Genomic DNA, 24,926 nt, shown 5'->3' on the forward strand with positions numbered 1-24,926 from the left:
TTCTTAGGTGATAAATCAATTTTATCCAGGTATTATCTTGCACCTTACTGGTAACTGGGAGTATGGCAATGGATTTTGATAGTAAATCATTAATTGCAGGAGTGGATGAAGTAGGGCGTGGCCCACTTGCCGGAGCAGTCATTACTGCGGCTGTCATTTTGAAAGAACCAATTGAAGGTCTGGCTGATTCAAAAAAATTGAGTGAAAAGAAACGAACCATGTTAGCTCGACACATTCAGGAGCAGGCTTTGGCTTTCGCTTATGGGCGTGCTGAAGTGGAGGAGATTGATGAGTTGAATATTCATCATGCCACCTTACTGGCGATGCAGCGCGCCATAGAAGCCTTACCGATTCAGCCTCAAGGAGTTCTGGTGGATGGCATACATATTCCAAACGTTTCTATGCCCTGTAAAGCGATTGTTCAGGGAGACAGTTTAATTCCTGCTATTAGCGCGGCCTCTATATTGGCAAAGGTTGCACGTGATGAGGAAATGAAAGCGCTTGATAAACTCTATCCGGGATACGGTTTTGCAGGACACAAAGGTTATCCGACTGTTGCGCACAGGGAGGCTTTGAGTCAGCTTGGTCCCTGTATTATTCACAGACGAAGCTACGCGCCAGTTGCCGCCTTACTTAATTCAGACTGTTAAAAAGAATCCGATGCGAGCTTATGGACATTAATATCCCGAAACTGGCTAAAAAGGTGACCATAGCGGTACCACCATAACTGACCAGGGGTAGTGGTATTCCTACCACAGGAATGATTCCCATTACCATGCCGATGTTCACAAAGCCTGATAAAAAGAAGGACATTGCCAGACTGGCGGCTAATAATCGGGTAAATGTAGTTTGGGCATTGCTGGCGATATTTAAACTTCTAAGTGAAATTAAAACAATAAGCGCAATAATTGCAAATCCTCCAGCAAAACCAAACTCTTCGCCACTGACTGCAAAGATAAAGTCTGTGGCATGCTCAGGTAAAAAGTTCAAATGCGATTGACTGCCTTCTAACCATCCTTTACCCATAAGTCCACCCGAACCAATAGCTATTTTGGATTGGATAATATGATAGCCTGCACCAAGTGGGTCTTGCTCGGGATCAAGGAGGGTGTATACACGTTGTTTTTGATAGTCATGCATTACATGCCAGACAACAGGGACAGCTAATCCCATCAGTACGACAAGTAATAAAATTAATTTAAAGCGAATTCCCGCGAGAAAAACTACACATAGGCCTGCAGACGCAACCATGATTGCTGTCCCCAAATCGGGTTGTTTAGCAATTAATACTGCAGGAATAAAAATGATAATTGAAGCTACTGCAATAGATCGGAGACTACCGGGATGAGCCTGGCGGTCAAAATACCAAGCCGCCATCATGGGGACAGCAAGTTTCATTATCTCGGATGGTTGAAAGCGGAACAATCCTAACTCAAGCCATCTTTGAGCTCCTTTACCAATTTTACCCATTAACATTACAGCCAGTAGTAAACCTAAACCAGTGCCATAGATCCATGGAGTCCAGATTTTGTATTTGTGTGGTGGGATAAACCCGAGGACCAGCATAATCAGAGTGGCTATTACGAGTCGCATGGATTGACGAAAAATCATCCCCATGTTTGCATTGGAGGCGCTGTACAGTATTAAAAGACCAAAGGTAATTAAAGTTAGCAACAAACCTAACAATGGAAAGTCCATATGTAATGCTTTTGCTGTAAATCGGTATACGGGTTTTGAATGATGTCTGTTCATGGATTCACTTTAATTGGATGTATTTGGTAATAAGCGTCCAGGACTTTGCGAGCTACTGTTGATGCAATGACATCATTTTCTACGACCACTGCTATAGCTATGTCCGGCTTATCCACGGGGGTAAACGCTATAAACAACGAGTTATCGCGGAGTGCTTCCGGGATGTCTTCGTATTTTGCTTTTTCATATTGTCTTCCGCTAAATACTTGTGCAGTTCCTGTTTTTCCGGCAACGGGGTAAGGTGGATTGCGGCCAAATCGATAACCGGTTCCTTCGTTGCTCGTAAGCACATTATGCATTGCATCAGCGACTATATCCCAATTGGACTCATCTCTCAGATAGACAGGGTACTCTTCAACTGGTTTGTATTCTTCAATTTCGCCGTTATCACTGTTGACTGTTTTAGTGAGTAAATGCGGTCTGAATCTTTGCCCATGTTGGCTTAAAGACGCTGTAGCATTAGCCATCTGCAAAGGGGTCGCTAACATGAACCCTTGACCTATTGCAGAGATTAAAGTATCACCGGGGTACCAGGAAACTCCCTTAGTTTGTTTTTTCCAGCGAGCACTGGGAATGATGCCATTGGCTTCTTCGTGAAGATCAACATGAGTCAATTGGCCTAAGCCAAATTTTACCAGCATGTCTTCTATATTGGCTATTCCCATTTTATGCCCGAGCTGATAAAAATAGGTATCACAGGAGACCGTAATAGCGCGCTTAAAATTAATGACACCATGTCCTGTTTTTTTCCAATCTCGATAGATATGACTGGCTGTTGGGAGCTTGAATTTACCCGGATCCCATATTTCAGTAGCAGTAGTTACAAAACCTTTATCCAATCCCGCCAGCCCCACAAATGGCTTAATTGTTGAAGCAGGGGGATACACACCGCGCACAGCCCTGTTAAAAAGCGGTCTTTGCAAGGCATTGGATAAAATTTTATAATCCTTGGTGCTTACACCTCCCACAAAAATATTGGGATCAAAACTGGGGGAACTGACCATAGCCAATACTTCACCATTGTGTGAGTTAATAACGACTACTGCACCTCGTTTGTCTTTAAGTGCGTTATAAGCTGCTTCTTGCAATCGCACATCAAGGCTGAGGTAGAGTTTGGCCCCTGAATGCGGATTAACTTTATTGATGACTCGCAACGTACGTCCACTGACATCCGTTTCTGTCATTTGATAGCCTACTTTTCCATGAAGAATATCTTCATAGTATTTTTCTATCCCGGCCTTGCCGATAAAGTTGGTCGCGCGATAGTTGGTAGGATCTACTTTTTTTAATTCGTCGATGTTGATTCTGCCCACATAACCTAAGGCGTGTGCTGTCATTTCACCTAGCGGATAATGACGCATTAATCGAGCCTTAATGCTCACTCCTTTAAAGTGATATTGATTAATGGCAAAAACAGCGACTTCTTCCTGGCTTAACTTAAGTTTGATTGGAATAGGTACGAAGGAGCGGTTTTGTGACCGAGCACGATTGAATGCTTCTATATCATCATCAGAAATAGAAGGAATTAACTCGCGGAGTTTTGCCAACGTTTTTTTCATGTCTTTAACATGTTCCGGAATAATTTCGAGTACATAAACAGGAATATTTTCCGCAAGTAAGACTCCATTACGGTCAAGAATCACGCCTCTGGGAGGTGCGATAGGAATAATGCTCATTTGATTTTTTAAAGACAGTGTCTGATAACGTTTGAATTCCGAGATTTGCAGATAGGCCAATCTTAGAATCAATATTAAAGACAAAATAATTAACATGGCTACTAATAAATTAAGCCGGAAACGCTGATTTTGTGATTCTGCTCGATAATTTTTGAACGACTGATTCAGAGGCATCGCACACAGTAAAGTTTAGGGTACAATTCAAAATGGTGATAGTAACTTAAAATGGAATTATTTACCAACAAATATACGCGTCTCCTGCCTGGACAGTGGTTACTGCTCTGGGTGATGAGCCTGCTGGAACACAAGTTGGCTTTGTTTTTACTTATGATAAGGATGGTTGTTGATGATGGTCCAGGCTCTATATAAGGTTTCAAGCAGAATAATTCGAACCAATGGATGTGGAAGGGTCAATTTGGATAAAGACCAACGTTCATCACTAAGCTGACGAATTTCATTGGACAGTCCTTCAGGCCCGCCAATAATAAAACAAAAGTGACTTGATATTTGTTGTAATTGAGTAATCTTTATGGCTAATTCTTCACTACTGAAGGTTTTTCCTTCAATATCAAGAGCAATAATTCGTGCTCCATTAGGTATCGCTTCCCGGATCATTGCAGACTCTTTCTCCATGATTCGGGACAGATCAGATGATTTGCTCCGAGTCATCAGAGGGATTTCAGCCACTTTTAACTGAATACCCTCTTTGAATCGTTTGATGTACTCATTGGAGCCTTTGATTACCCAGTCAGGCATTTTATTGCCCAAGGTGATGATAGTAATTTTAAGCATAGGGTGTTCAGGAAGCTGGTTGCTCTTCCCACAATCCTTCGAGATTATAAAACTGTCTGCTTTCAGGTTGCATGACATGAAGAATGAAATCTCCAAAATCGATCAAAGCCCAATCACCACTTTCAATTCCAGTAGAGCTGAGTGCAGGTAGTCCAGACAGCTTCATGTCTTCCATTACTTTTTGGGCTATAGCTTTTACATGGCGTGAGGCACGACCAGAAGCAATAATCATATAGTCAGTAATGGTGGTTTGTTTATGAACATCAATCACCTTGACATCAATTGCCTGGATGTCTTCTAGTGATTTTAATAAGGTATTTAACATAAGGTTCTGATCAGACATAGGTGTGTTAATCTTCCATCAAAAAGCGCTAAATGATATCAGTAAATGGAGCATATAAAAAGGGTTATGCGCCATTATTCTGATACCTGAATATGTGTTAATAAAAATTTGATAACTGCAAATATAACCAGACATCCCAGCGTTGCCACAAACAAGATGCCTAATTGTTGAGCAAATGCAGCGGAGTAGAGCGATTTCAACACAGCGATGTTCGTTTCTCCTGGAGGAATGGCCGTTAAGGAAGCCAGTTTGCCAGATAAAAACCCACCTATCCCGAGAGACACAAAAAATATGCCTATCATGGTGCTCACTTTATTTTTGTCCGCAAGAACAGTAATGGCTGATAAACCAACTGGAGAAAGGAACAGCTCGGCCAAAGAGATCATTAAATAGGCCGGAACGATAAGTAATGGCGACAGGAGTATTTCTTTAGCGCCAAAGGTACTTACTATGGCAATAATGGAATAGGCTAATGTCATAAAGATCATGGCCAATACGAATTTTTTTCCTGTACTTAATCCACGTTCAATCAGATTAAGGTGATGATGTTTTTTAGCTAAAAAATAGCCAATAACAAGCATTCCAATGCTTTGTATGGTGATGTAATAAGGTGGAGGTACTTGAATCCCACAAAAGGTAGGTTGTACTACCCGAGATATGAACAGGGTCAATGACATAAACATTTGGAAGTAAAAAGCCCAAAACATCACTGATATGATACATAACAATCCAATGACCAATGTTTGACGTGCTTGATCCGAATCTTCTCGATTTACTGAATACAAAATGTATATAGCCGAAAATAATACCACTAAACCGAACATCAGATTAGCCAGTTTGGGATAATTCAGAATATAAAAAGATAAGGCCCATAATCCTATCATTAGTATGAGCGCACGTGCGATATTTTTGTATTCAAATACAAAGGGATTATAGTCATTGATTTTATATTGATGAACGCCATACAGAAATACCATGAACGCTATAATCATTCCTATTGCAGCACTGATAAAGGAGCCTGACCAGCCAAACAGTTCAGTTAAGTGGCTGGGCAACGTAGTGCCCAGGATAATACCCGTTGTTATTCCCATATAAAAAATAGTGAAACCACTTTCCCTTTTTGGTGAGCCAACTGGGTATTCATTGCCTAGAAGAGAAGAAATATTCGGTTTCAATAAACCGGTTCCTACCGCAATACCGGCTAAGGAGGTGGTCAGTGCAAGATTATTATCCAGAATTGATAAAAGACAATAACTCAAAAATAAAACGAAGGCCCCTAGCAATGTCGCTCGTTTTTGTCCAATCAGTTTGTCAGCAATCCATCCACCGACTAAAGGCGAGAGGTACGTTAGAGCAGTAAAGGAGCCAACCAAAGCATAAATTTGTTTATCATTCCATTTAAAGTGAAACGCCAAATACAGTGCTAATAAAGATTGCACTACGTAAAAGCCGTATCGTTCCCACATTTCTGTTGCAAAAAATATACGTAATGACTTTGGATGTTTATCAATTTGATTTAACACGGTTCACACTTTATTGGTTTTAATTGAGGTAAAGTATAACATAGTGCAAAACACACTGACTACTGAATGTTCATTGGGCTGGGTTTTGTAACAGTATCTATAAATAGTAATAAACTCATTAAATTAACGGAATACTGCATTCACGCAGAAAGTTGTCTCGTGTATGATGTTTCTAATTTTTAGCAATGGAGAGTTCTTGATGAATAATAACAAGAATAAACGAGTAATTACTGCGAATAAAGGCACGGAAAAACAGGCCAAGAGTTGGTTGACTGAGGCTGCTTTACGAATGCTGTGTAATAATCTGGATCCTGATGTCGCAGAAGATCCTGATTCTTTAATTGTCTATGGCGGGCTTGGGAAGGCAGCGAGGAACTGGACTTGCTTTGATAAAATCGTCGAGGTATTAAAAGTCCTGGATGATGATCAGACTTTGTTAATTCAATCAGGGAAACCCGTTGGTGTTTTTACGACCCATGAAGATGCACCAAGAGTCCTTATTGCCAATTCAAATTTAGTTCCTCGCTGGGCTAATTGGGAATATTTTAATGAGTTGGATAAAAAAGGCTTAATGATGTACGGTCAAATGACCGCTGGAAGCTGGATTTATATTGGTTCACAAGGAATAGTTCAAGGGACGTATGAAACCTTTATTGCTGCTGCAAAAAAACATTATAACGGAGATTTATCAGGGCGCTGGATTTTAACTGGTGGTTTAGGGGGTATGGGTGGAGCCCAAACCTTAGCGGGCACTATGGCAGGAGCCAGTGTTCTCGCTGTTGAGTGTGATTTAAGTCGTATAGAAAAACGCATTAAAACGAAGTATCTTGATAAATATACCGATAATCTTGATGAAGCTCTGGCATGGATTAATGAATCATGCCAAAAAAGACAACCATTATCTGTTGCTGTTCTGGGAAATGCTGCGGAAATCTATCCTCAATTGATTCAACGTGGTGCTCAACCATCCCTGGTTACTGATCAAACCAGCGCCCATGATCCCCTAAATGGATATCTTCCTGCAGGTTGGACTGTGGAGCAGGCTATTAACATGAGAAAAACTGATCCTGCCAAAGTTGTTGAAGCGGCTAAAAAATCAATGGCAATTCAAGTTCATGCCATGCTTCAATTTCAAAAGCAGGGAATTCCTGTTTTTGATTATGGAAATAACATCCGCCAAATGGCACTGGAAGCAGGGGAAGATCAGGCGTTTTCATTTGAAGGATTTGTTCCTGCCTACATCAGACCCTTGTTTTGTGAAGGAATTGGACCGTTCCGGTGGGTTGCATTATCAGGAGATCCTGAGGATATTTATGCAACCGATCGGATGGTTAAAAAACTGATTCCGCACGATAAGCACCTACATCATTGGCTGGATATGGCCAAGGAGCGAATCGCTTTTCAGGGGCTTCCTGCACGAATTTGCTGGGTTGGACTCAAAGATCGTGCTCGTTTGGCTTTAGCCTTTAATGAAATGGTTAAAAATAAAGAAGTGAAAGCGCCAATTGTAATTGGCAGGGATCATCTGGATTCCGGGTCAGTTGCCAGTCCTAATAGAGAAACTGAGGGAATGTTGGATGGAAGTGATGCAGTATCAGACTGGCCGCTCCTCAATGCATTGTTAAATTGTGCCAGTGGTGCTACCTGGGTCAGCATCCATCATGGTGGTGGAGTTGGCATGGGGTTTTCCCAACACGCAGGGGTAGTTATTGTCGCGGATGGTACTGCAAAGGCAGCACAGCGATTGGCCAGAGTCTTACATAACGATCCGGCAACAGGGGTTATGAGGCATGCTGATGCGGGATATGAACTCGCAAAACAGTGTGCAAAAGAAAATTCATTATGGTTGCCAATGGAATCTCAAGAGGAGCGAGTAAATGTCTGAAGGGTTTATCTTACAACCAGGGAAATTGACCCTGAAGTCTATTAAATATGCTATTTCTAATGGGTTGCTTTGTTCCTTGTCGGATACCGCATTGGGTTTAATCGATGCGTCGCATCAGGCAGTAAAAAATGTTATTAAAGAGAAAAGAACAGTTTATGGAATTAATACGGGTTTCGGATCTTTGGCGAATCAGACTATTTCTAACGATCATTTAAAACAGTTGCAACGAAATATTGTCCTGTCCCATGCCTGTGGAACAGGTGAACTGCTTCCAGATAATGTGGTTGCATTGATCTTGCTGCTTAAAATTAATAATTTGGCCCAAGGCTATTCAGGAGTACGGATTGAAGTTGTTGAAGCATTGGTGCAACTTTATAATCATAAAGTGTATCCATGTATTCCGGCAAAGGGTTCTGTTGGTGCCTCTGGGGATTTAGTTCCTTTGGCGCATATGTCTTTACCTTTACTAGGCGAAGGCTTTGTACGGTACAAAGGTAAGAAAATCAGTGCTGTTGAAGGATTAAAAATTGCTGGATTAACTCCTATTGTATTGGAAGCTAAAGAAGGGTTGGCTTTGCTTAATGGCCTACAGGTGTCTACCGCGCTGGCGTTAATGGCATTATTTACCTGTGAAACCCTTTTTGAAACCGCTGTTGTTGCGGGGGCCTTGTCTGTAGATGCTGCCAGTGGAAGTGATGTTCCTTTTGATGACAGAATTCATCAGGCTCGCGGTCATCAAGCGCAATCGCAAGTGGCTTCGATGTACCGCAGTTTATTATCTGGTAGTGAGATTCGGGAAGCGCATCGACTGTGCAATCGAGTACAGGATCCCTATTCACTGCGCTGTCAGCCTCAAATTATGGGGGCAGTGCTTCATCAATTGCAGTTTGTAGGTTCTACGCTTCAGGTTGAAGCGAATGCTGTTTCAGATAATCCATTGGTTTTTGCTCAGGATGGCGACATATTATCAGGAGGAAATTTTCATGGTGAAATTATTGCCATGGCCGCAGATAATCTGGCTTTGGCTATTGCTGAAATGGGAGCAAATGCCGAAAGGCGGATTGCGTTGCTGATTGATAAGAATTTTAGCGGTTTACCGGCGTTTTTAGTCAAAGAAAGTGGGTTGAATTCTGGTTTTATGATAGCTCATGTTACCGCAGCGTCCTGCGCAAGCGATAATAAAGCACTGGCTCATCCTCATTCAGTAGACAGCATCCCAACATCTGCAAATCAGGAGGATCATGTCTCCATGGCTACCAGTGCCGCTCGTCGCTTGTATGAAATGAACGATAATACCGCAACCATCCTTGCTATTGAGTTGCTTGCTGCATGTCAGGGACTGGAGTTTCATAAGCCATTAAAAACGTCTCCTCAGTTGTATAAAATATATCGTAAAATAAGGGACGATATAGCTCCTTACGATAAAGACCGATATTTTGCGCCTGACATTGCGAAAATAAAACACAGGATTCTTGCTGAAGACTTTACTTTACCTAATTTGAATGTTGAAACTATAGGATAAGGCCCGATAATATGGACTTAAATTCTCAATTCAAAGCGTTGGCGGATGAGCACCAATTAAATCCTTATCCTTCAGTGCAGGATAGAAAAAAAAATTTGGTGGCCATCAAAAAGGTCTTACAGACTGAAGCCTATGCTATTGCTGAAGCAATAAACAAAGACTTTACCCATAGGGCCGTGGAGGAAACCTTATTTCTGGAAATTTTCCCTACAATCAATGCCATTAATTATTGTTTAAAAAAAATGAAGCGTTGGATGAAAAAGCGCCGAAGAGAGGTGTCCTGGCTTTTGTTTCCCGCTTCTGCTTATACAGTGCCTCAACCCCTAGGCGTTATAGGCAATCTGGTACCCTGGAATTACCCGCTCTATCTTTCAATAGTCCCAGCCGTTTACGCTTTGGCTGCGGGTAATCGAGTCATGATTAAAATGTCTGAGCTGTCCAATAATACGGGATTAGTACTTCAATCGATTGTTCGCACAGCAGGCTTGGATCACTACGTACAGATTGTTACGGGTGATGTTGAGGTTTCCAAACAATTCTCAACTTTACCTTTTGGGCATTTAATGTTTACTGGATCGACCGCGGTTGGAAAATTGGTTATGAAATCCGCAAGTGACCATCTGACACCGATAACACTGGAGCTAGGCGGTAAATCACCTGCTCTCTTGTCTTCCACAATGAATAAAAAATACTTTAATCGATTGTTCATGGGGAAATTGTTTAATTCAGCTCAAACCTGTATTGCTCCTGATTATCTGTTAGTCCCGGAGGGTTGGGAAAGGATTGTTGAAGAAGAGTTCAATAAATTTATTCAAAAGCATTACCCTGATTTGATGAATAATGACAATTATTCCAATATTATTAATGACAACCATAAGTTACGCTTACTGGATTTAGTTAAAGATGCTCGAGCAAAAGGTGCTCGAGTTGTCGAGTTTGGTGAGTTAAAAGACAGTTCAAATAAACTTCCAGTATTTTTGATATTTGATGTCACTTCCGATATGAAGATCATGCAGGAGGAAATTTTTGGCCCTATTTTGCCGGTGCTTGGTTATAAAACGTTTAGGGATGCAGTAGCCGTTATTAACACGCTACCCAATCCCTTAGCGCTTTATTACTTTGGGGAAGACACTCTTGAGAAGAAGATGGTTCAAACCCGAACGTTGTCGGGTGCTTTAACGATTAATGATACGCTAATGCATATAGCCGTTGACGATTTACCCTTTGGCGGTGTGGGTTCTAGTGGAATGGGGCAATACCATGGGCAAGAGGGTTTTGATGCCTTTTCTAAATTAAAGCCAGTATTGGTAAAAGGAGCTTTTTCGCCAGGAGTTTTTTTGTACCCACCCTATGGAGCATTGATGCGTTTCTTTTTGGCCTATATTGCTGGAATCAAAATAAGGAAGAGTTCATGAGCAAAGTAATTTTTATTACCGGCGGCAGTAGAGGAATAGGTCGAGCAATTGCTTTAAAATGCGCTGCTGAAAAAGCACGTGTTGTCATCGCTGCTAAAACAGCGGAACCGCATCCTAAACTTGAAGGGACTATTTATACTGTTGCAAAAGAGATAGAAGAACTAGGTGGACAAGCATTACCTCTAATGGTTGATGTGCGTGATGAGTCTCAGATTCAACAAGCGATAAATAAAACCATAGACACTTTTGGCAGGCTGGATGTATTGATTAATAATGCGAGTGCGATCAGTTTAAGCGATACACTGAATACTCCGATGAAGCGTTATGACTTAATGCAGGAGGTCAATACCAGAGCAACTTTTGCATGCTCTCAGGCAGCTATACCTCATTTGTTAAAAAGTCCTAACCCTCATATTTTAACCTTATCTCCTCCGTTGAATATGGACAGAAAATGGTTTGCATCACATTTGGCATATACTCTTAGTAAATACGGTATGAGCATGTGTACTATGGGTTTGTCTGAGGAGTTCAGAGAGGCGGGAATTGCAGTCAATTCTCTATGGCCAAGAACAACTATTGCTACAGATGCCATAAGAGTTCATTTTCCCAAGGAACTCTATATGGCTAGCCGTAAGCCCGAGATTATGGCGGATGCAGCTTATTGGATTATGAATCAACCCTCGAAATCTCTGACTGGAAATTTATTTATTGATGAAGATGTTTTAAAACGTGCTGGTGTAACTGATTTTTCTTGTTATGCTATGCAGCCTGACTTGGAACTTTGTACTGATTTATTCTTATGATAGTTGAAATATATACAGATGGTGCTTGTAAAGGAAATCCTGGCCCTGGCGGATGGGGTGTGTTACTCCGATATCAGGGGGTTGAACGTACGCTCCACGGTGGGGAAGCTCACACCACAAATAATCGAATGGAGCTAATGGCAGCAATTAAAGGACTGGAATCATTAAAGCGTCCTTGTGAAGTCGATTTATATACTGACTCTAAATACGTCCAGCAGGGCATGAAGGAATGGTTAGCGTCCTGGAAAAAAAATGGCTGGCGTAATTCAAAAAAAGAACCCGTAAAAAATGCCGATCTCTGGATGTCGCTAGACAAACTCGCTTCCACTCATAAAGTAAACTGGCATTGGGTTAAGGGGCATTCAGGTCATTTGGAAAATGATTTGGTTGATGCCTTAGCGAACCAGGGAATTACTGAATTAACCTGATAGGGTGGATCAATGAGGCAAATAATATTAGATACAGAAACAACCGGTATAGGGCCTGAACAAGGACATCGAGTTATTGAAATTGGCTGTGTTGAATTAATTGATCGTAAACTAACTGGTAGGCATTATCACGTTTATCTGAATCCTGAGCGGGAAGTGGATGAAGGCGCTTTTCGTGTACATGGCATCAGCAATGAGTTTTTACAGGATAAGCCCCTGTTTAAAGATGTAGTTTCCGAGTTTCTTCAATTTGTAGGTGGTGCTGAATTAGTGATACACAACGCACCCTTTGATGTTGGATTCCTTAATTCTGAATTGAAACACGTCCATTGGAAGAAAAAATTAGAAGAGTATTGCGATATTTTTGATACTTTGGAGTTGGCGAGAGAGAAGCATCCGGGGCAGCGTAACAGCCTTGATGCGCTTTGCAAACGGTACAGTATTGATAACTCAAACCGGCAGTTACACGGAGCATTGTTGGACGCCGAAATCCTGGCGTTTGTATATCTGGCCATGACGGGAGGTCAAACCAGTTTATTTTCAGAGTCAGAAGCGGTGACCAGTAACTTAAACAATAATGTCAATGAGCTCGCTGCATTATGTTTGGCGAATCCCATTGTAGTCATGGCTAGTGATGAGGAGCTTGTGGCGCATCATGATTTTGTGAATTTTTTGGCAAAGAAATCAGGTGTGAATCATTGGAATGATGAAACTTAATATTAAACGCCAAACAAGCGTTATGCCTGATGATAGATATCCAATATACAAATTAAAACGGATTATTTTGAGCTAGAAGCCAACCGGCATTTACTAATTAGTGCGGGCTGGCTGCATGTTGAATTTTCTTTTAATTTTTAGGAACCAAATATTTTTCGGCGAAATCTTTACCGATACATTCACCCAATGATCTACCCCAGACCGCAGCGCTTTCACTGTTAATTTTATCCGGCATGCTACCATAAAGTTCATTTTGGCATTTATTAGTGCTTTCGGGTATTAGTGTGACGCATTGCTCATAAGTCATTTTGATTTCATCAAATCGTTTTTTCAAATCAGCATCCTGTATAAATCCTTTACAGATAAGATCCGGTAGTAAAGGAGCCATTGAGCTTAGCCAGCTATCTTTTGGCATCTCATTAGGACTGGAAGTATCCTCCGCATTGGATACAAAAGGGATTAATGCACTGCTTAAGGCTATGGTTGTTGCGAGAAGCAATTTCCTTGTCATGATGAATTATCCTTTTTTGGGGTCTCAAATATATATTAGGACAAAATATTCTAATTTGCCTGTAAAAACAGCAATATGAGTTGAATAAATTAGGCAGCCTCATCACTTCTGGATTTATTAGGGGCTGTTGACATTTCATTATATTCAAGCCTACTTTCCGCGACTTGTTCGCGGAATCCATAGATTTTGCGCAAAACAAGAATATATTGCGCCTTTAAAGATTGAATTGGATCCCGCGAACAAGTCGCGGGACGTCGAAACTTGAATTGTCAACAGACCCTAAATTGAACAAGATGCTTTATCGATTTAGCTTGAACAAATTAAAGGGAACTCACCACCCGACAGGAGAACCAAGCTCTTGCTGTGTTCCGGGAAGGGATGACGTGGTGGGAAGATCCAATTGAAGTTTGATTTGTTTAAAATTTCAACTAAAATTGAAGTTGATGGAAATGAAATAGGAATAATCATGGAAAAGTCCAACTTTCGTCTAATGTTTTTAGTGCGGTTTTTGTTTCTTTCAATTATAGGTTTCATGTATCACTCCGCTTATTCGGCAGGTAATACGTTCATTTTTAATCCTAATACACTGACCTGGAAAGCCATCAATGAAAATGGCAAAGTAGTACGCACAGGCAGAGGTTCCGGGGGTAAAAGCTATTGTCCTGATATTCGCAGAGGGTGTAAAACTCCCTCAGGTGTTTACCGAATCATCAGTAAAGGTGGACCGGGATGTAAATCCAGTAGATATCCGGTTGGAGGTGGTGGTGCACCGATGCCTTATTGCATGTTTTTTAGTAAGTACTATGCCGTACATGGGTCATATGATGTACCTAATTATAATGCAAGCCATGGATGCGTCCGCGTGAAGCCTAATGATGCTTATTGGTTAAGTCATAATTTTATGAAAATTGGGACGAAGGTAATCATCAAACCCTATTGATGAGTGCACATGGACGTATTTTCGTTGTAAAATTAAAAGCCACTTTCCATATTTCTGGAAGTGGCTTTTATCATTGAATCCAGGGTGTGGAGGCAGTTGTTAACAGGCCCTAATCTTCATCATCCATACTGAATGACGAGCCGCATCCGCAGGTTGTTTTTGCGTTGGGATTGCGAATGACGAATTGTTCGCCTTGAATTCCCTGAATGTAATCGATTTCTGCTTCATGCAGGTACTGATAGCTCATTGAATCAATCAATAGTTTTACTGAAGATTGGCCATCAGAACATTGTTGTTCCACTATGGTATCATCATCGTTGATTTGTTCATCAAAACTAAACCCGTATTGAAATCCGGAACAACCTCCGCCTGTGATGGAAACACGTAGGTTAAGGTTGAAATTATCTTCTTCTCGAATTAATTCTGCTACTTTATCTGCCGCACTTACAGAAAAATGAACGTCACTTGTTGTTGGGGCTATATCAACTGCAGCCATCGTATACTCCGGTTAGATAAAAGGTACTACTTTGTATATTATATTATAACCATTATCTGATGATTTGTTCTATTGTCGCTCCGCCCAGACACTGGTTTTTATCATAAAAAACGACATATTGACCTGGTGTAACTGCTCTTTGTGGGCTAGAGAACATGACGTAATGCTGGTTTCCGTCCTGCGGTGAAATCATGCATGCCTGTTCTGCCTGCCGATATCTGGTTTTAGCATAACACGTGATGGGTAATTTATCCTGACACTCTGCCAACCAATGTATAGGGCCACAAATTAGCCCTTGGGCATACAGCATGGGATGTTGACTGCCTTGGGCTATGTACAATGTATTAGTTTTTACGTCCTTTTCAACCACGTACCATGGCTCATCTGAGGCGTTTTGCATGCCTCCGATTCCTAATCCCTGGCGTTGTCCCAAGGTGTAAAACATTAATCCATCATGTGTTCCAAGGGTTATGCCGTCCATATTTTTTATCTCACCCGGCTTAGCCAGGATGAATTCCTTTAAAAAAGATTTAAATCGCTTTTCCCCTATAAAACAAATACCCGTAGAGTCCTTTTTAGCATGGGTTACCAATCCCAAGTCTTTGGCAAAATCTCTTATTTGTGATTTATTGTAATCGCCAATAGGAAAGAGCGTTTTTGCCAGAGCAGAGGGTTCTACTGCATGCAGAAAATAAGTTTGATCTTTATCTCTATCCTTCGCCTTATACAGATAACCTAATGTTCCTTCAATTTTGTTTTTGGCGTAATGTCCGGTAGCAATGTAATCGGCCCCCAGCTCCAGAGCGTGATTTAAAAAGGCATTAAATTTTATTTCTTTATTGCATAAAACATCCGGATTTGGAGTTCTTCCATGCTCGTATTCATTTAAAAAATGAGCGAACACCCTATCCCAGTACTGCTCTGAAAAATTAACGCTATGAAGAGGTATGCGCAATTGATTACAAACTGCCTGAGCATCTGCCAGATCCTGTGCAGCAGGGCAGAAGGTGTCAGTATCATCCTGCTCCCAGTTTTTCATGAACAGACCTTCAACCTGATACCCCTGTTCTTTTAGCAGCCAGGCCGCTACTGAGGAATCTACTCCACCAGACATGCCTACAATAACTTTAGAGTTCATACATCTTATTACCGTTAAAATTAAAAGAATATTTGGGTCGGTAGGCATCTCATCTGTTTACACCCGCTTCCTGCGCTTTAGGCAGGTTTCACTAAAATGCAATTATTTATAATGCTACTCTCTCTCGATTTCGCGCATGCAACACGAAACGTAAGCGAAGGGAGCATTTGTCAACAGACCCTATAAAACCTTTATTATCTCATAAAAACATCAAAAGAAGGAGGGGACGATTTATCAAGTTTCCTGATACAGATAAAATAAGGCCGATTTAATAAATAACACCAAGTGCCTACATTTCTTTGTACTGAAGTTATGAAGATGATAAAATTCGCTGTATTGATGTAATTTAGCTGTATTAAAAAGATCAATTGGTTGATATTTTCAACACATTGTCGGATAATAATTACTTTGGACGTTTGATTAATGCTTCATTTACCAGAACTGGCCAAACAAGGTCAACACATTCAAATACTGACTTTAACAGATAGGTTACCCGCTTTTATCAGCGGTCCTTGCCAGTTAACGGTTACTTATAGTATTGAAGCTAAAGATGATTACTATTTAATCCATATGCAAACAACCGGTGATTTAGTTGTTATCTGCCAACGATGCCTGTGCGAGTTTCCAAGCCATTATAACAATCAAACGACTCTTGCTGTATGCAGAAGTGATGAGCGGGCAGAGCAGATTCTTGAGTTTTATGAAAGCATTGTTTCATCAAACTGGCAGGTGGATTTACTAGAACTGGTCGTTGATGAATTACATCTGTATGCACCACAGTTTCATCCCGAAATTGAGGATTGTGGCAGTGAAGTTAATGATATTTTAACTGGGAAAATCGAAACATATTGATATTTTGTTCAATTAACACTTGGATTGAAGTTAAAATATCGGTAATATTCCCGCTTTATGAATGCAAATTGTTTAGGAGTAATACAATGGCAGTACAACAAAATAAAAAATCACGCTCACGTCGTGATATGCGTCGTTCTCATGACAGCTTAACCAAGCCAACATTATCTGTTGATTCTACTACTGGTGAAACTCATCTTCGTCATCATATGACTCCAGATGGTTATTATCGAGGAAGAAAAGTTATCGATACTGATTCTTCATCAGCTTACGAAGAACAAGAGTAATATTCTTGAACAATATCACCATTGCCGTTGATGCGATGGGTGGGGATCATGGCTTAAGCGTAGTGGTTCCCGCCTGTGTGCGCGCAGCTAAAAAAAATCCAAACCTGAAAATACTCCTTGTCGGTGTGCAGGATAAGGTCAGTGCTTCATTGAAGAAGCATGGGGTGTTGTCTTCAAATCAATTTACAATTGTTCATGCATCAGAAGTTGTAACTATGGATGAATTGCCATCTCATGCGTTACGTAATAAAAAAGATTCTTCCATGCGTGTTGCGATTAATTTGGTCAAGGAAGGGAGAGCACAAGCCTGTGTAAGCGCGGGTAATACGGGTGCTTTGATGGCAACGGCCCGTTTTGTGTTAAAGACACTGCCTGGAATTGACAGACCAGCAATTATTTCTGAGTTACCAACCATTAAAGGAAAAACCTGGGTTATTGACCTCGGAGCTAATGTTGATTCCTGTGCCGAGCATCTCTTTCAATTTGCGGTAATGGGCTCTGCTTTAATTCAGGCCATTGAAAAGAAACCCAAGCCCAAAATTGCCCTTTTGAATATTGGCGTAGAAGAAATTAAAGGTAATGATCAGGTCAAACGAACTGCTCATATGCTGGCAGAATGCTCTGTGATGAATTATGTCGGCTATGTAGAAGGTGACCATTTTTATACTGGTGATGTTGACCTGGTTGTTTGTGATGGATTCGTTGGTAATGTGGCGCTAAAAGCCAGTGAAGGTTTGGCCAAATTATTGATGACTCTGCTGAAAGAGTCATTTAACAGGAATTGGTTAACCAAGTTGGCTGGTCTTATTGCGTTACCTGCTTTGAAATACCTGAAAAATCGATTGGATCCTTCCCGCTATAATGGTGCCAGTATGCTGGGTTTAAATGGTATTGTTATCAAAAGCCATGGTGGAGCCAATGATGTGGGTTTTGAATATGCTATTGAGCAAGCTGTTCTTGAAGCACAAAATAATGTTGTTGATTTAGTACGTGATCAAATAAACGATTTTATAAATCAGGGATTGCTGTTATGACGAATGCTGTAATTAGTGGCACGGGTAGTTATTTACCTGAAAGAAAACTCACTAATGTTGAACTTGAAAAAATACTTGATACCGATGATGAATGGATCGTATCCAGATCCGGGATTAGTAGTCGCAGTATTGCAGAGCCTCATGAAACTACGTCCTTTATGGCATCTCGAGCAGCAGAGCACGCTCTCGCTTCATCCGGACTTGACGCTGAGGAAATTGATTTAATCCTCGTGGCTACCTGCACACCGGATCATTTTTTTCCAAGCGTTGCATGCCATGTACAACACGCCTTAAAAATAAAAAAGCCTATTCCAGCCTTTGATGTCGGTGCTGCATGCAGTGGTTTTGTCTATGCTATGGATATAGCAAAACAGTATATAGCCGCTGGTGCTGCTCGTCATATTATGGTGATTGGGGCTGAAAGTATGTCCAGAGCCGTTGATTGGACTGACAGGTCAACCTGTGTACTGTTTGGCGACGGCGCTGGTGCTGTAGTATTAAGTGCGAGTGAACGCCAGGGTATCCTTGGTAGTGTATTACATTCAGCATTTGATGCGGAACAACTTTTGACATTACCTAATTCTACATTTGAAGAACAACGCGCAACAATTGGTATGCGTGGTAATGAAGTATTCAAAATTGCTGTTAACATTATGGGTGATGTTGTTGATGAAGTGTTAGCCATCAGTAAATTAAGTAAATCGGATATCAATTGGTTAATCCCCCATCAAGCAAATATACGTATTATTCAAGCGATTGCTAAAAAATTATCTCTTCCCATGTCACAAGTTATCGTTACTATTGGTAATCAAGGCAATACCTCTGCTGCTTCGATACCCTTAGCGTTGGATCATTCAATTAGAAACAACCAGGTTAAACGAGATGAGTTGTTATTAATTGAGTCATTTGGCGGTGGAATGACTTGGGGCGCAATGGTTATTCGTTATTAATTAATAGGGCTTTTCAATTATGGTTAACACAGCATTTGTATTTCCTGGTCAAGGATCTCAATCTGTAGGGATGTTATCTGATTTTTCCCTTCAATATCCTATTGTTACCGATCTCTTTGCTGAAGCATCTGAGGCTGTTGGTTATGATCTTTGGGATCTGGTTCAGAATGGACCCTCTGAGAAACTAAATCAGACCGAGCATACCCAGGTTGCCATGTTGACAGCTGATGTCGCCATTTATCGTTTATTAATGCAACAAGAATTGTCACAGCCTCTGATCATGGCTGGCCATAGTCTAGGCGAATATGCTGCATTGGTTTGTGCTGACTCAATATCATTATCGGATGCAGCGCAATTGGTGGCTCGCAGGGGCCAGCTTATGCAAAATGCCATTCCACTTGGGATGGGAGCTATGGCAGCAATTGTTGGTTTAACTGACGAACAAGTCGTTAGTTTGTGTGCAGAAGCCAGTACTGATAGCCAGAAGGTTACTCCTGCAAATTTTAATGCTATTGGGCAGGTCGTAGTTGCTGGTCATACATCTGCAGTAGAACATATGATCGAATTGGCCAATGAAGCAGGCGCTCGTTTGGCAAAAGTAATCCCTGTCAGCGTGCCTTGTCATTGTCCTCTTTTAACTGAAGCAGCCGAGCTTTTTGCAGAGAGCCTTGATAATACTGAATTTAAAAATCCTTCAATCGATGTGGTGAGTAATGTGGATTTAAGTGTTTATTATTCCGCTCAACACATAAGAAAACAGTTAAAAGAGCAGTTGTATAGCCCAGTACGCTGGGTTGAGACGATCCAAATGTTTAAAAATCGTGGTATCGAGTTAATTGTAGAGTGTGGTCCAGGAAAAGTGTTAAACGGTCTTATCAAAAGAATAGACAGAAGCCTGGATGCTGTCAGTGTTTATGACACGATTAGCCTGGATCAGATTGTAGAACAATTACATACTCCAGCTTAAGAGGAAACTTAATGATAACTTTAGAAGGTAAAATTGCATTAGTTACAGGTGCCAGTCGCGGCATTGGTCAGGCTATTGCTATTAAACTGGCAAAGCAGGGTGCATTTGTTTTTGGAACTGCAACTACTGAACAGGGAGCAGCTTCAATTAATGCTCTTTTTGAAAAGGAAAAACTTGCTGGTAAAGGTATTGTTCTGGATGTAACTAACGCCGAACAAATTGATCAATTAATGTCTGAATTAACTGAGAACAATCAATGTCCTTCAATCCTGGTAAATAATGCGGGAATAACTGCAGATAATTTGCTATTGAGAATGGATGATGAGGAATGGTACAAGGTTATCGAAACCAACCTCAACTCAATATATAGAATGTCCAAGGCATGTTTGAAGCCCATGTTTAGAGCACGTTGGGGACGAATAATTTCTGTAGGTTCAGTAGTCGGGGCTAGTGGTAATTCTGGTCAGGTCAATTATACTGCGGCAAAAGCTGGCGTTGTTGGTTTTTCCAAGTCTTTAGCTCAGGAAATTGGTAGTAGAGGCATTACTGTTAATGTGGTTGCACCAGGATTTATCGATACCGATATGACCACTTCCTTGCCTGATATGGTAAAAGAAGAAATGCTAAAAAGAATTCCAATGCGTAAATTAGGGCAAGCGGAGGATGTAGCTGATGCTGTTGTTTTTTTAGCGTCAGATAGTGCTAAATATATTACAGGTGAAACAATTCATGTCAATGGCGGCATGTATATGAATTAAATGCTCTTGCGTTATCTGTATAATTGAATAAACTAACCGTCAGTATTTTAATTATTTCTATCAACCGAAAGAGGAAAATCAAGTTATGAGTACAGTTGAAGACCGTGTACGTAAAATTGTTGTTGAACAATTGGGTGTTAAGGAAGAAGAGTTAAAAAATGATGCGTCATTTGTTGACGATCTGGGTGCTGATTCTCTTGATACAGTGGAATTGGTAATGGCTCTGGAAGAAGAGTTTGAAACTGAAATTCCTGATGAGAAAGCAGAAAAAATTACTACGATTCAAGAAGCTATTGATTACATTGAATCAAATTTAAATAAAGAAGAAGCTTAATTTTTCGAGGAGCTTTGATTGAATAAACGGCGTGTGGTTGTAACTGGCATGGGGATGCTTACCCCGGTCGGACTTAATGTACAAGAATCTTGGCAAAACATATTGGCAGGGGTTAGTGGTGTAGGTATGGTAGAAGGTTTTGATACCAGCGAATACAGCACTAAAATTTGGGCCAAGGTCAAGAATTTTAATGTTGAGAACTATGTGCCTATCAAAGACGCTCGTAAAATGGATGTATTTACGCAATATGGAATTGCCGCTGCTGAAGAGGCCATGCTTGATTCTGGATTGAAGATTGATGAAGCCTTATCACGTCGTACGGGTGTTGCTGTAGGCGCTGGTATTGGTGGAATTCAAACAATTACCAACAATCAGGATAAGCTGGTTTCTGGTGGCCCGCGTAAAGTTTCACCATTTTTTATTCCAGCAGGCATCATTAATATGGTTGCTGGACAGATTTCTATTAAGCATAATTTAAAAGGCCCTAATATTTCTGTAGTCACTGCATGTACTACTGGAACTCATAATATTGGACTTGCCGGACGAATTATTGCTTATGGTGATGCAGATGTCATGATTTGCGGTGGTGCTGAAATGACCACAACACCACTTTGTCTTGCTGGATTTTCAGCCGTTCGCTCTTTATCCAAACGCAATGACGAACCAGAAAAAGCATCAAGACCCTGGGATAAAGACAGAGATGGTTTTGTTATGGGCGAAGGTGCTGGTATTCTTGTTCTGGAAGAGTATGAGCATGCCAAAGCACGTGGGGCAAAAATTTATGCCGAACTAGCTGGGTTTGGTATGTCTGGTGACGCATATCATATCACAGCACCCGATGAAGATGCTGATGGGGCGGCACGCGCTATGGAAGCGGCCATTCATGATGCGGGTATTAATCCGCAACAAGTTGATTACATTAATGCTCATGGTACTTCAACGTATCTCAATGATATGAATGAAACCAAAGCTATTAAACGTATTTTTCAGCAACATGCTTACGACCTGGCTGTGAGCTCTACCAAATCAATGACGGGACATTTATTAGGTGCTGCTGGAGCGGTAGAAGCCATTATCAGCGTTTTGGCAATCAAAGATCAAATCGCTCCTCCAACTATAAATCTGGATAACCCTGATGAAGGTTGTGATTTGAATTATGTTGCGCATACACCACAAAAGAGAACCATTAATTACGTTTTAAGTAATTCACTTGGTTTTGGTGGTACAAACGGCAGTCTGCTATTTAAGCGAATCTAGATGGAAACCCGAAGACATAAAAAACTGGTAGTGTGTATTGTTGCTGCGTTTTTTATGTCTTTTTTATTTGTTGGCTGGAATATCTACAATTTAATACAATCTCCTGTTATCCCTAAAAACGACGCAGCACAAATAATCAGTATCGACCGCTCTGCATCAGCCTATCAAGTGGTTCAGTTATTAAAAGAAAAAAAGCTGATTCGATCAACAAAACTTTTGCTGCTCATTATACGCTTTCAAGGACTTTCTCATCAAATTAAAGCCGGTGTATACCAAATAAAGCCTGGTGAGACAGTGATGGAGTTACTGAAAAGAATTGTAGATGGTGATGTGATAACACAAAAATTTACTATTATTGAAGGAACGACACAGCAAAAAGTGGCTCAGGATTTAATGAAAGCCCCTTATTTGAATTATAATCCTGATGATTGGTTATTGATTAAAGGTAAATATCCTAATGCAGAAGGATTACTTATGGCCGATACGTATCAATACCGAGGTGGTAGCAGCAGCAAAAATCTCCTGGAACAGGCTCATCGTAACTTAATGACGTACTTGGATGATACCTGGTCACATAGAGCGCCTGATTTACCTTACCGAAATGCTTATGAATTACTCATTGCTGCTTCAATAATTGAAAGGGAAACCGCTATTCCCCAGGAACGGAAACTGATATCCGGTGTGATGGTGAATCGGTTAAAGAAATCAATGCCCCTGCAAATGGATCCTACGGTAATCTATGCACTCGGCAGTGCTTACAAAGGTAAATTATCCCATAATGATCTTTTGATTGTCTCACCGTACAATTCATATAAATTCAGAGGGCTACCTCCAACACCTATAGCGATGGTAGGCAAAGAGTCCATTGATGCAGCTGCTCATCCCCAATTATCCAAATATTTATATTTTGTTGCCAAAGGAGATGGTTCTCACCAGTTTTCAGAAACCTATGAGCAACAGCGACAAGCGATTAATCAATACCAACGTAAGGACTATTAATGGCATTGTTCACTGGAAAATTAATAGTAATTGAAGGATTGGAGGGAGCCGGTAAGTCTACTGCAGTAAAAACCGTTATTGATGAGTTATCAAAACGCGATATCCAGACTATTACCACACGAGAGCCTGGTGGAACCGCTGTAGGCGAGATATTAAGGAGTGTTATTAAAAATCCTGAATACACCGATGTTCTGGATAATAAAACAGAATTGCTTCTGCTTTATGCCGCACGCATTCAATTGCTTGAACAAGTCATTAAACCCGCTTTGCAGCAAGGAACATGGGTTATTGCGGATCGTTTTGAATTATCTACTATTGCCTATCAAGGTGGTGGTAGAGGTCTTGATCTTCATATGATAAACAGTTTATCAGCTTTTTGCCTTAGTGGCTTTAAACCGGATTTGACCTTGTATCTCGATATTTCTCCAGAAATTGGAATGCACAGAGCGAGGCAACGCGGTGCGTTTGATCGAATTGAACAGCAATCCCTTGAGTTTTTTCATCGTGTACACCAAACCTATATAGAGCACATTCAAAAGAATCCTGATTGTGTTACCATTGATGCAAGTCGTTCTCTGACTGAAGTAGAATCTGCAATTCAAGAGGCAATTAATCGATTTATCAATCGCTATGAACCATAATCATCAAGAACAGTGGCAAAAAATTCAATCTGCGTTTGTTCACCAACGTGTTCCTCAGTCTATGCTTTTGGTTGGACCTTTACATTGTGATCTTGGGTTGTTTGTCAAAATGACAACGAGCTTATTACTGTGTAAATCAGGTCAGAATGAGCCGTGTTTGTGCTGTAGTGATTGTCAAATGGTTGAGCGGATGGAACATCCGGATGTTGAATGGATTAAACCTGAAAAGACTGGTGGCGCCATTAAAGTAGATCAAATCAGAGAGCTACAGAGTTCAGCTTATTTAACACCACAACGATCCGGGTATCGATTAATTGTCATCGAATCTGCTGACCGCATGAATACTGCTTCAGCAAATGCATTATTAAAAATACTGGAAGAACCCACACAACATACGGTGTTCGTCCTGATAGCTCAGCAGCTAAGTACGGTACTTCCCACTGTACTGAGTCGATGCCAGATTATTACGTTTTCTATGGCTGATGATTCAGCCGCTAATAACTTATTGATGCTAGGTAAACACTACACACCGGAATCTGAAAGGGCGCAGCTATTGCAACAAGCCGATGTGATTTTAGATGGACTCATTGCTTTGATTGAGCGCAAGCAACACCCCTGTGTTTTAGCCGCTCAATGGACTCAATTTGAATTAGGCAGTTTTTTGTGGTTTTTATATTTAGTATTTTCTCAAATACAAAACATGCATGTACTCAAAATGACTGTAACAGGTCCAGCAGCTCTTCAGCTAGATAAGTTATTGACATTACTGACTCCGATTTCAATCTTTACCCAAATTGACAAAATAAATACATTATTGAGAAAAATAAGCCATAATATGAATGTAAATCATACATTGGTTTTAGAAGATTTGTTGTTTTCATTAATACCAGGTACCTAATCTCGATC

26 protein-coding genes and 1 pseudogene are annotated in these 24,926 nt (G+C 40.7%); 19 read left to right on the top strand and 8 right to left on the bottom strand.

Features of this window, described 5'->3' with window-relative positions:
* Positions 1–68 precede the first annotated feature (68 nt).
* Positions 69–650 (top strand): ribonuclease HII, encoded by a 582-nt coding sequence (rnhB, locus tag G543_RS0110590; protein ID WP_028384481.1) that lies wholly within the window; start codon positions 69–71, stop codon positions 648–650.
* Here rnhB and rodA read toward each other — a convergent pair.
* The 5 genes from rodA to G543_RS0110615 all read right to left on the bottom strand — a co-directional run bounded on the left by rodA (position 634) and on the right by G543_RS0110615 (position 6,074).
* Positions 634–1,752: a rod shape-determining protein RodA gene (rodA, locus tag G543_RS0110595; RefSeq protein ID WP_028384482.1), complete on the bottom strand. Its 1,119-nt coding sequence runs from the start codon at positions 1,750–1,752 to the stop codon at positions 634–636. The two genes, rnhB and rodA, sit on opposite strands and share 17 nt — an antisense overlap.
* Complete coding sequence (mrdA, locus tag G543_RS0110600) at positions 1,749–3,602, bottom strand: penicillin-binding protein 2 (RefSeq protein WP_028384483.1); 1,854 nt, start codon at positions 3,600–3,602, stop codon at positions 1,749–1,751. Before mrdA ends, rodA begins: the two co-directional genes overlap by 4 nt.
* A 147-nt stretch (positions 3,603–3,749) precedes the next feature.
* Positions 3,750–4,220 (bottom strand): 23S rRNA (pseudouridine(1915)-N(3))-methyltransferase RlmH, encoded by a 471-nt coding sequence (gene rlmH, locus G543_RS0110605; protein ID WP_028384484.1) that lies wholly within the window; start codon positions 4,218–4,220, stop codon positions 3,750–3,752.
* A 7-nt stretch (positions 4,221–4,227) separates the two neighbouring features.
* Positions 4,228–4,563, bottom strand: a complete 336-nt coding sequence (gene rsfS, locus G543_RS0110610) for a ribosome silencing factor (RefSeq protein WP_028384485.1) — start codon at positions 4,561–4,563, stop codon at positions 4,228–4,230.
* A 74-nt stretch (positions 4,564–4,637) separates the two neighbouring features.
* The gene (locus G543_RS0110615) at positions 4,638–6,074 is read right to left on the bottom strand and encodes a peptide MFS transporter (RefSeq protein WP_028384486.1); all 1,437 of its coding nucleotides are present in this window, start codon (positions 6,072–6,074) and stop codon (positions 4,638–4,640) included.
* A 211-nt stretch (positions 6,075–6,285) separates the two neighbouring features.
* Between G543_RS0110615 and hutU the strand changes: the two genes are divergently transcribed.
* The 6 genes from hutU to dnaQ are packed head-to-tail and all read left to right on the top strand — an operon-like array spanning position 6,286 to position 12,856.
* The gene (gene hutU / locus G543_RS0110620) at positions 6,286–7,971 is read left to right on the top strand and encodes a urocanate hydratase (RefSeq protein WP_028384487.1); all 1,686 of its coding nucleotides are present in this window, start codon (positions 6,286–6,288) and stop codon (positions 7,969–7,971) included.
* Complete coding sequence (gene hutH / locus G543_RS0110625; protein WP_028384488.1) at positions 7,964–9,493, top strand: histidine ammonia-lyase; 1,530 nt, start codon at positions 7,964–7,966, stop codon at positions 9,491–9,493. Before hutU ends, hutH begins: the two co-directional genes overlap by 8 nt.
* A gap of 11 nt (positions 9,494–9,504) precedes the next feature.
* The gene (locus G543_RS0110630; protein WP_028384489.1) at positions 9,505–10,908 is read left to right on the top strand and encodes a coniferyl aldehyde dehydrogenase; all 1,404 of its coding nucleotides are present in this window, start codon (positions 9,505–9,507) and stop codon (positions 10,906–10,908) included.
* The gene (locus G543_RS0110635; protein WP_028384490.1) at positions 10,905–11,711 is read left to right on the top strand and encodes an SDR family oxidoreductase; all 807 of its coding nucleotides are present in this window, start codon (positions 10,905–10,907) and stop codon (positions 11,709–11,711) included. Before G543_RS0110630 ends, G543_RS0110635 begins: the two co-directional genes overlap by 4 nt.
* Entirely contained in the window at positions 11,708–12,139 is a 432-nt protein-coding gene (gene rnhA / locus G543_RS0110640) for a ribonuclease HI (protein WP_028384491.1), read from the top strand. Before G543_RS0110635 ends, rnhA begins: the two co-directional genes overlap by 4 nt.
* 12 nt (positions 12,140–12,151) lie before the next feature.
* Complete coding sequence (gene dnaQ / locus G543_RS0110645; RefSeq protein WP_028384492.1) at positions 12,152–12,856, top strand: DNA polymerase III subunit epsilon; 705 nt, start codon at positions 12,152–12,154, stop codon at positions 12,854–12,856.
* A 130-nt stretch (positions 12,857–12,986) separates the two neighbouring features.
* On the opposite strand, the gene G543_RS0110650 is transcribed toward dnaQ, so the two are convergent.
* Positions 12,987–13,367, bottom strand: coding sequence for a hypothetical protein (locus tag G543_RS0110650; protein WP_028384493.1), 381 nt, complete (start codon positions 13,365–13,367; stop codon positions 12,987–12,989).
* A 466-nt stretch (positions 13,368–13,833) separates the two neighbouring features.
* On the opposite strand from G543_RS0110650, the gene G543_RS0110655 reads away from it, so the two are divergent.
* Complete coding sequence (locus G543_RS0110655) at positions 13,834–14,307, top strand: L,D-transpeptidase (RefSeq protein WP_028384494.1); 474 nt, start codon at positions 13,834–13,836, stop codon at positions 14,305–14,307.
* Between the two features lie 109 nt (positions 14,308–14,416).
* Here the strand turns inward: G543_RS0110655 and erpA are convergent, their stop codons facing one another.
* Both erpA and mnmA read right to left on the bottom strand, forming a co-directional pair.
* On the bottom strand, positions 14,417–14,803 hold the full coding sequence (gene erpA, locus G543_RS0110660; RefSeq protein ID WP_028384495.1) for an iron-sulfur cluster insertion protein ErpA: 387 nt from the start codon (positions 14,801–14,803) through the stop codon (positions 14,417–14,419).
* Positions 14,804–14,855: 52 nt separating this feature from the next.
* Positions 14,856–15,941: a tRNA 2-thiouridine(34) synthase MnmA gene (gene mnmA, locus G543_RS0110665; RefSeq protein ID WP_028384496.1), complete on the bottom strand. Its 1,086-nt coding sequence runs from the start codon at positions 15,939–15,941 to the stop codon at positions 14,856–14,858.
* A gap of 423 nt (positions 15,942–16,364) precedes the next feature.
* On the opposite strand from mnmA, the gene G543_RS0110670 reads away from it, so the two are divergent.
* The 11 genes and pseudogenes from G543_RS0110670 to G543_RS0110720 all read left to right on the top strand — a co-directional run bounded on the left by G543_RS0110670 (position 16,365) and on the right by G543_RS0110720 (position 24,918).
* Positions 16,365–16,793 (top strand): YceD family protein, encoded by a 429-nt coding sequence (locus G543_RS0110670; protein ID WP_028384497.1) that lies wholly within the window; start codon positions 16,365–16,367, stop codon positions 16,791–16,793.
* A gap of 86 nt (positions 16,794–16,879) precedes the next feature.
* Positions 16,880–17,080 carry a 50S ribosomal protein L32 gene (rpmF, locus tag G543_RS0110675; protein ID WP_028384498.1) on the top strand — a complete coding sequence of 67 codons (201 nt, stop codon included), beginning with the start codon at positions 16,880–16,882 and terminating at the stop codon, positions 17,078–17,080.
* 5 nt (positions 17,081–17,085) lie between these two features.
* Positions 17,086–18,114 (top strand): phosphate acyltransferase PlsX, encoded by a 1,029-nt coding sequence (plsX, locus tag G543_RS0110680; RefSeq protein WP_028384499.1) that lies wholly within the window; start codon positions 17,086–17,088, stop codon positions 18,112–18,114.
* A complete protein-coding gene (locus G543_RS0110685; protein WP_028384500.1) occupies positions 18,111–19,064 on the top strand; it encodes a beta-ketoacyl-ACP synthase III in 954 nt (317 codons plus the stop codon). Before plsX ends, G543_RS0110685 begins: the two co-directional genes overlap by 4 nt.
* Before the next feature lie 19 nt (positions 19,065–19,083).
* Positions 19,084–20,031, top strand: a complete 948-nt coding sequence (gene fabD / locus G543_RS0110690) for an ACP S-malonyltransferase (RefSeq protein ID WP_028384501.1) — start codon at positions 19,084–19,086, stop codon at positions 20,029–20,031.
* An 11-nt stretch (positions 20,032–20,042) separates the two neighbouring features.
* The gene (gene fabG, locus G543_RS0110695) at positions 20,043–20,789 is read left to right on the top strand and encodes a 3-oxoacyl-ACP reductase FabG (RefSeq protein ID WP_028384502.1); all 747 of its coding nucleotides are present in this window, start codon (positions 20,043–20,045) and stop codon (positions 20,787–20,789) included.
* Positions 20,790–20,862: 73 nt separating this feature from the next.
* Positions 20,863–21,123: pseudogene (gene acpP / locus G543_RS0110700) on the top strand (acyl carrier protein); the annotation flags it as partial.
* 18 nt (positions 21,124–21,141) lie between these two features.
* Positions 21,142–22,380: a beta-ketoacyl-ACP synthase II gene (fabF, locus tag G543_RS0110705; RefSeq protein ID WP_028384503.1), complete on the top strand. Its 1,239-nt coding sequence runs from the start codon at positions 21,142–21,144 to the stop codon at positions 22,378–22,380.
* Positions 22,381–23,379, top strand: a complete 999-nt coding sequence (gene mltG, locus G543_RS0110710) for an endolytic transglycosylase MltG (RefSeq protein WP_028384504.1) — start codon at positions 22,381–22,383, stop codon at positions 23,377–23,379.
* Positions 23,379–24,020 (top strand): dTMP kinase, encoded by a 642-nt coding sequence (tmk, locus tag G543_RS0110715; RefSeq protein WP_028384505.1) that lies wholly within the window; start codon positions 23,379–23,381, stop codon positions 24,018–24,020. Before mltG ends, tmk begins: the two co-directional genes overlap by 1 nt.
* Positions 24,010–24,918, top strand: coding sequence for a DNA polymerase III subunit delta' (locus tag G543_RS0110720; protein WP_035922078.1), 909 nt, complete (start codon positions 24,010–24,012; stop codon positions 24,916–24,918). The genes tmk and G543_RS0110720 overlap by 11 nt, the downstream gene beginning before the upstream one ends.
* The last annotated feature ends 8 nt before the right edge of the window (positions 24,919–24,926 follow it).

This window comes from Legionella moravica DSM 19234 (assembly GCF_000423305.1).
Lineage (GTDB): Bacteria > Pseudomonadota > Gammaproteobacteria > Legionellales > Legionellaceae > Legionella > Legionella moravica.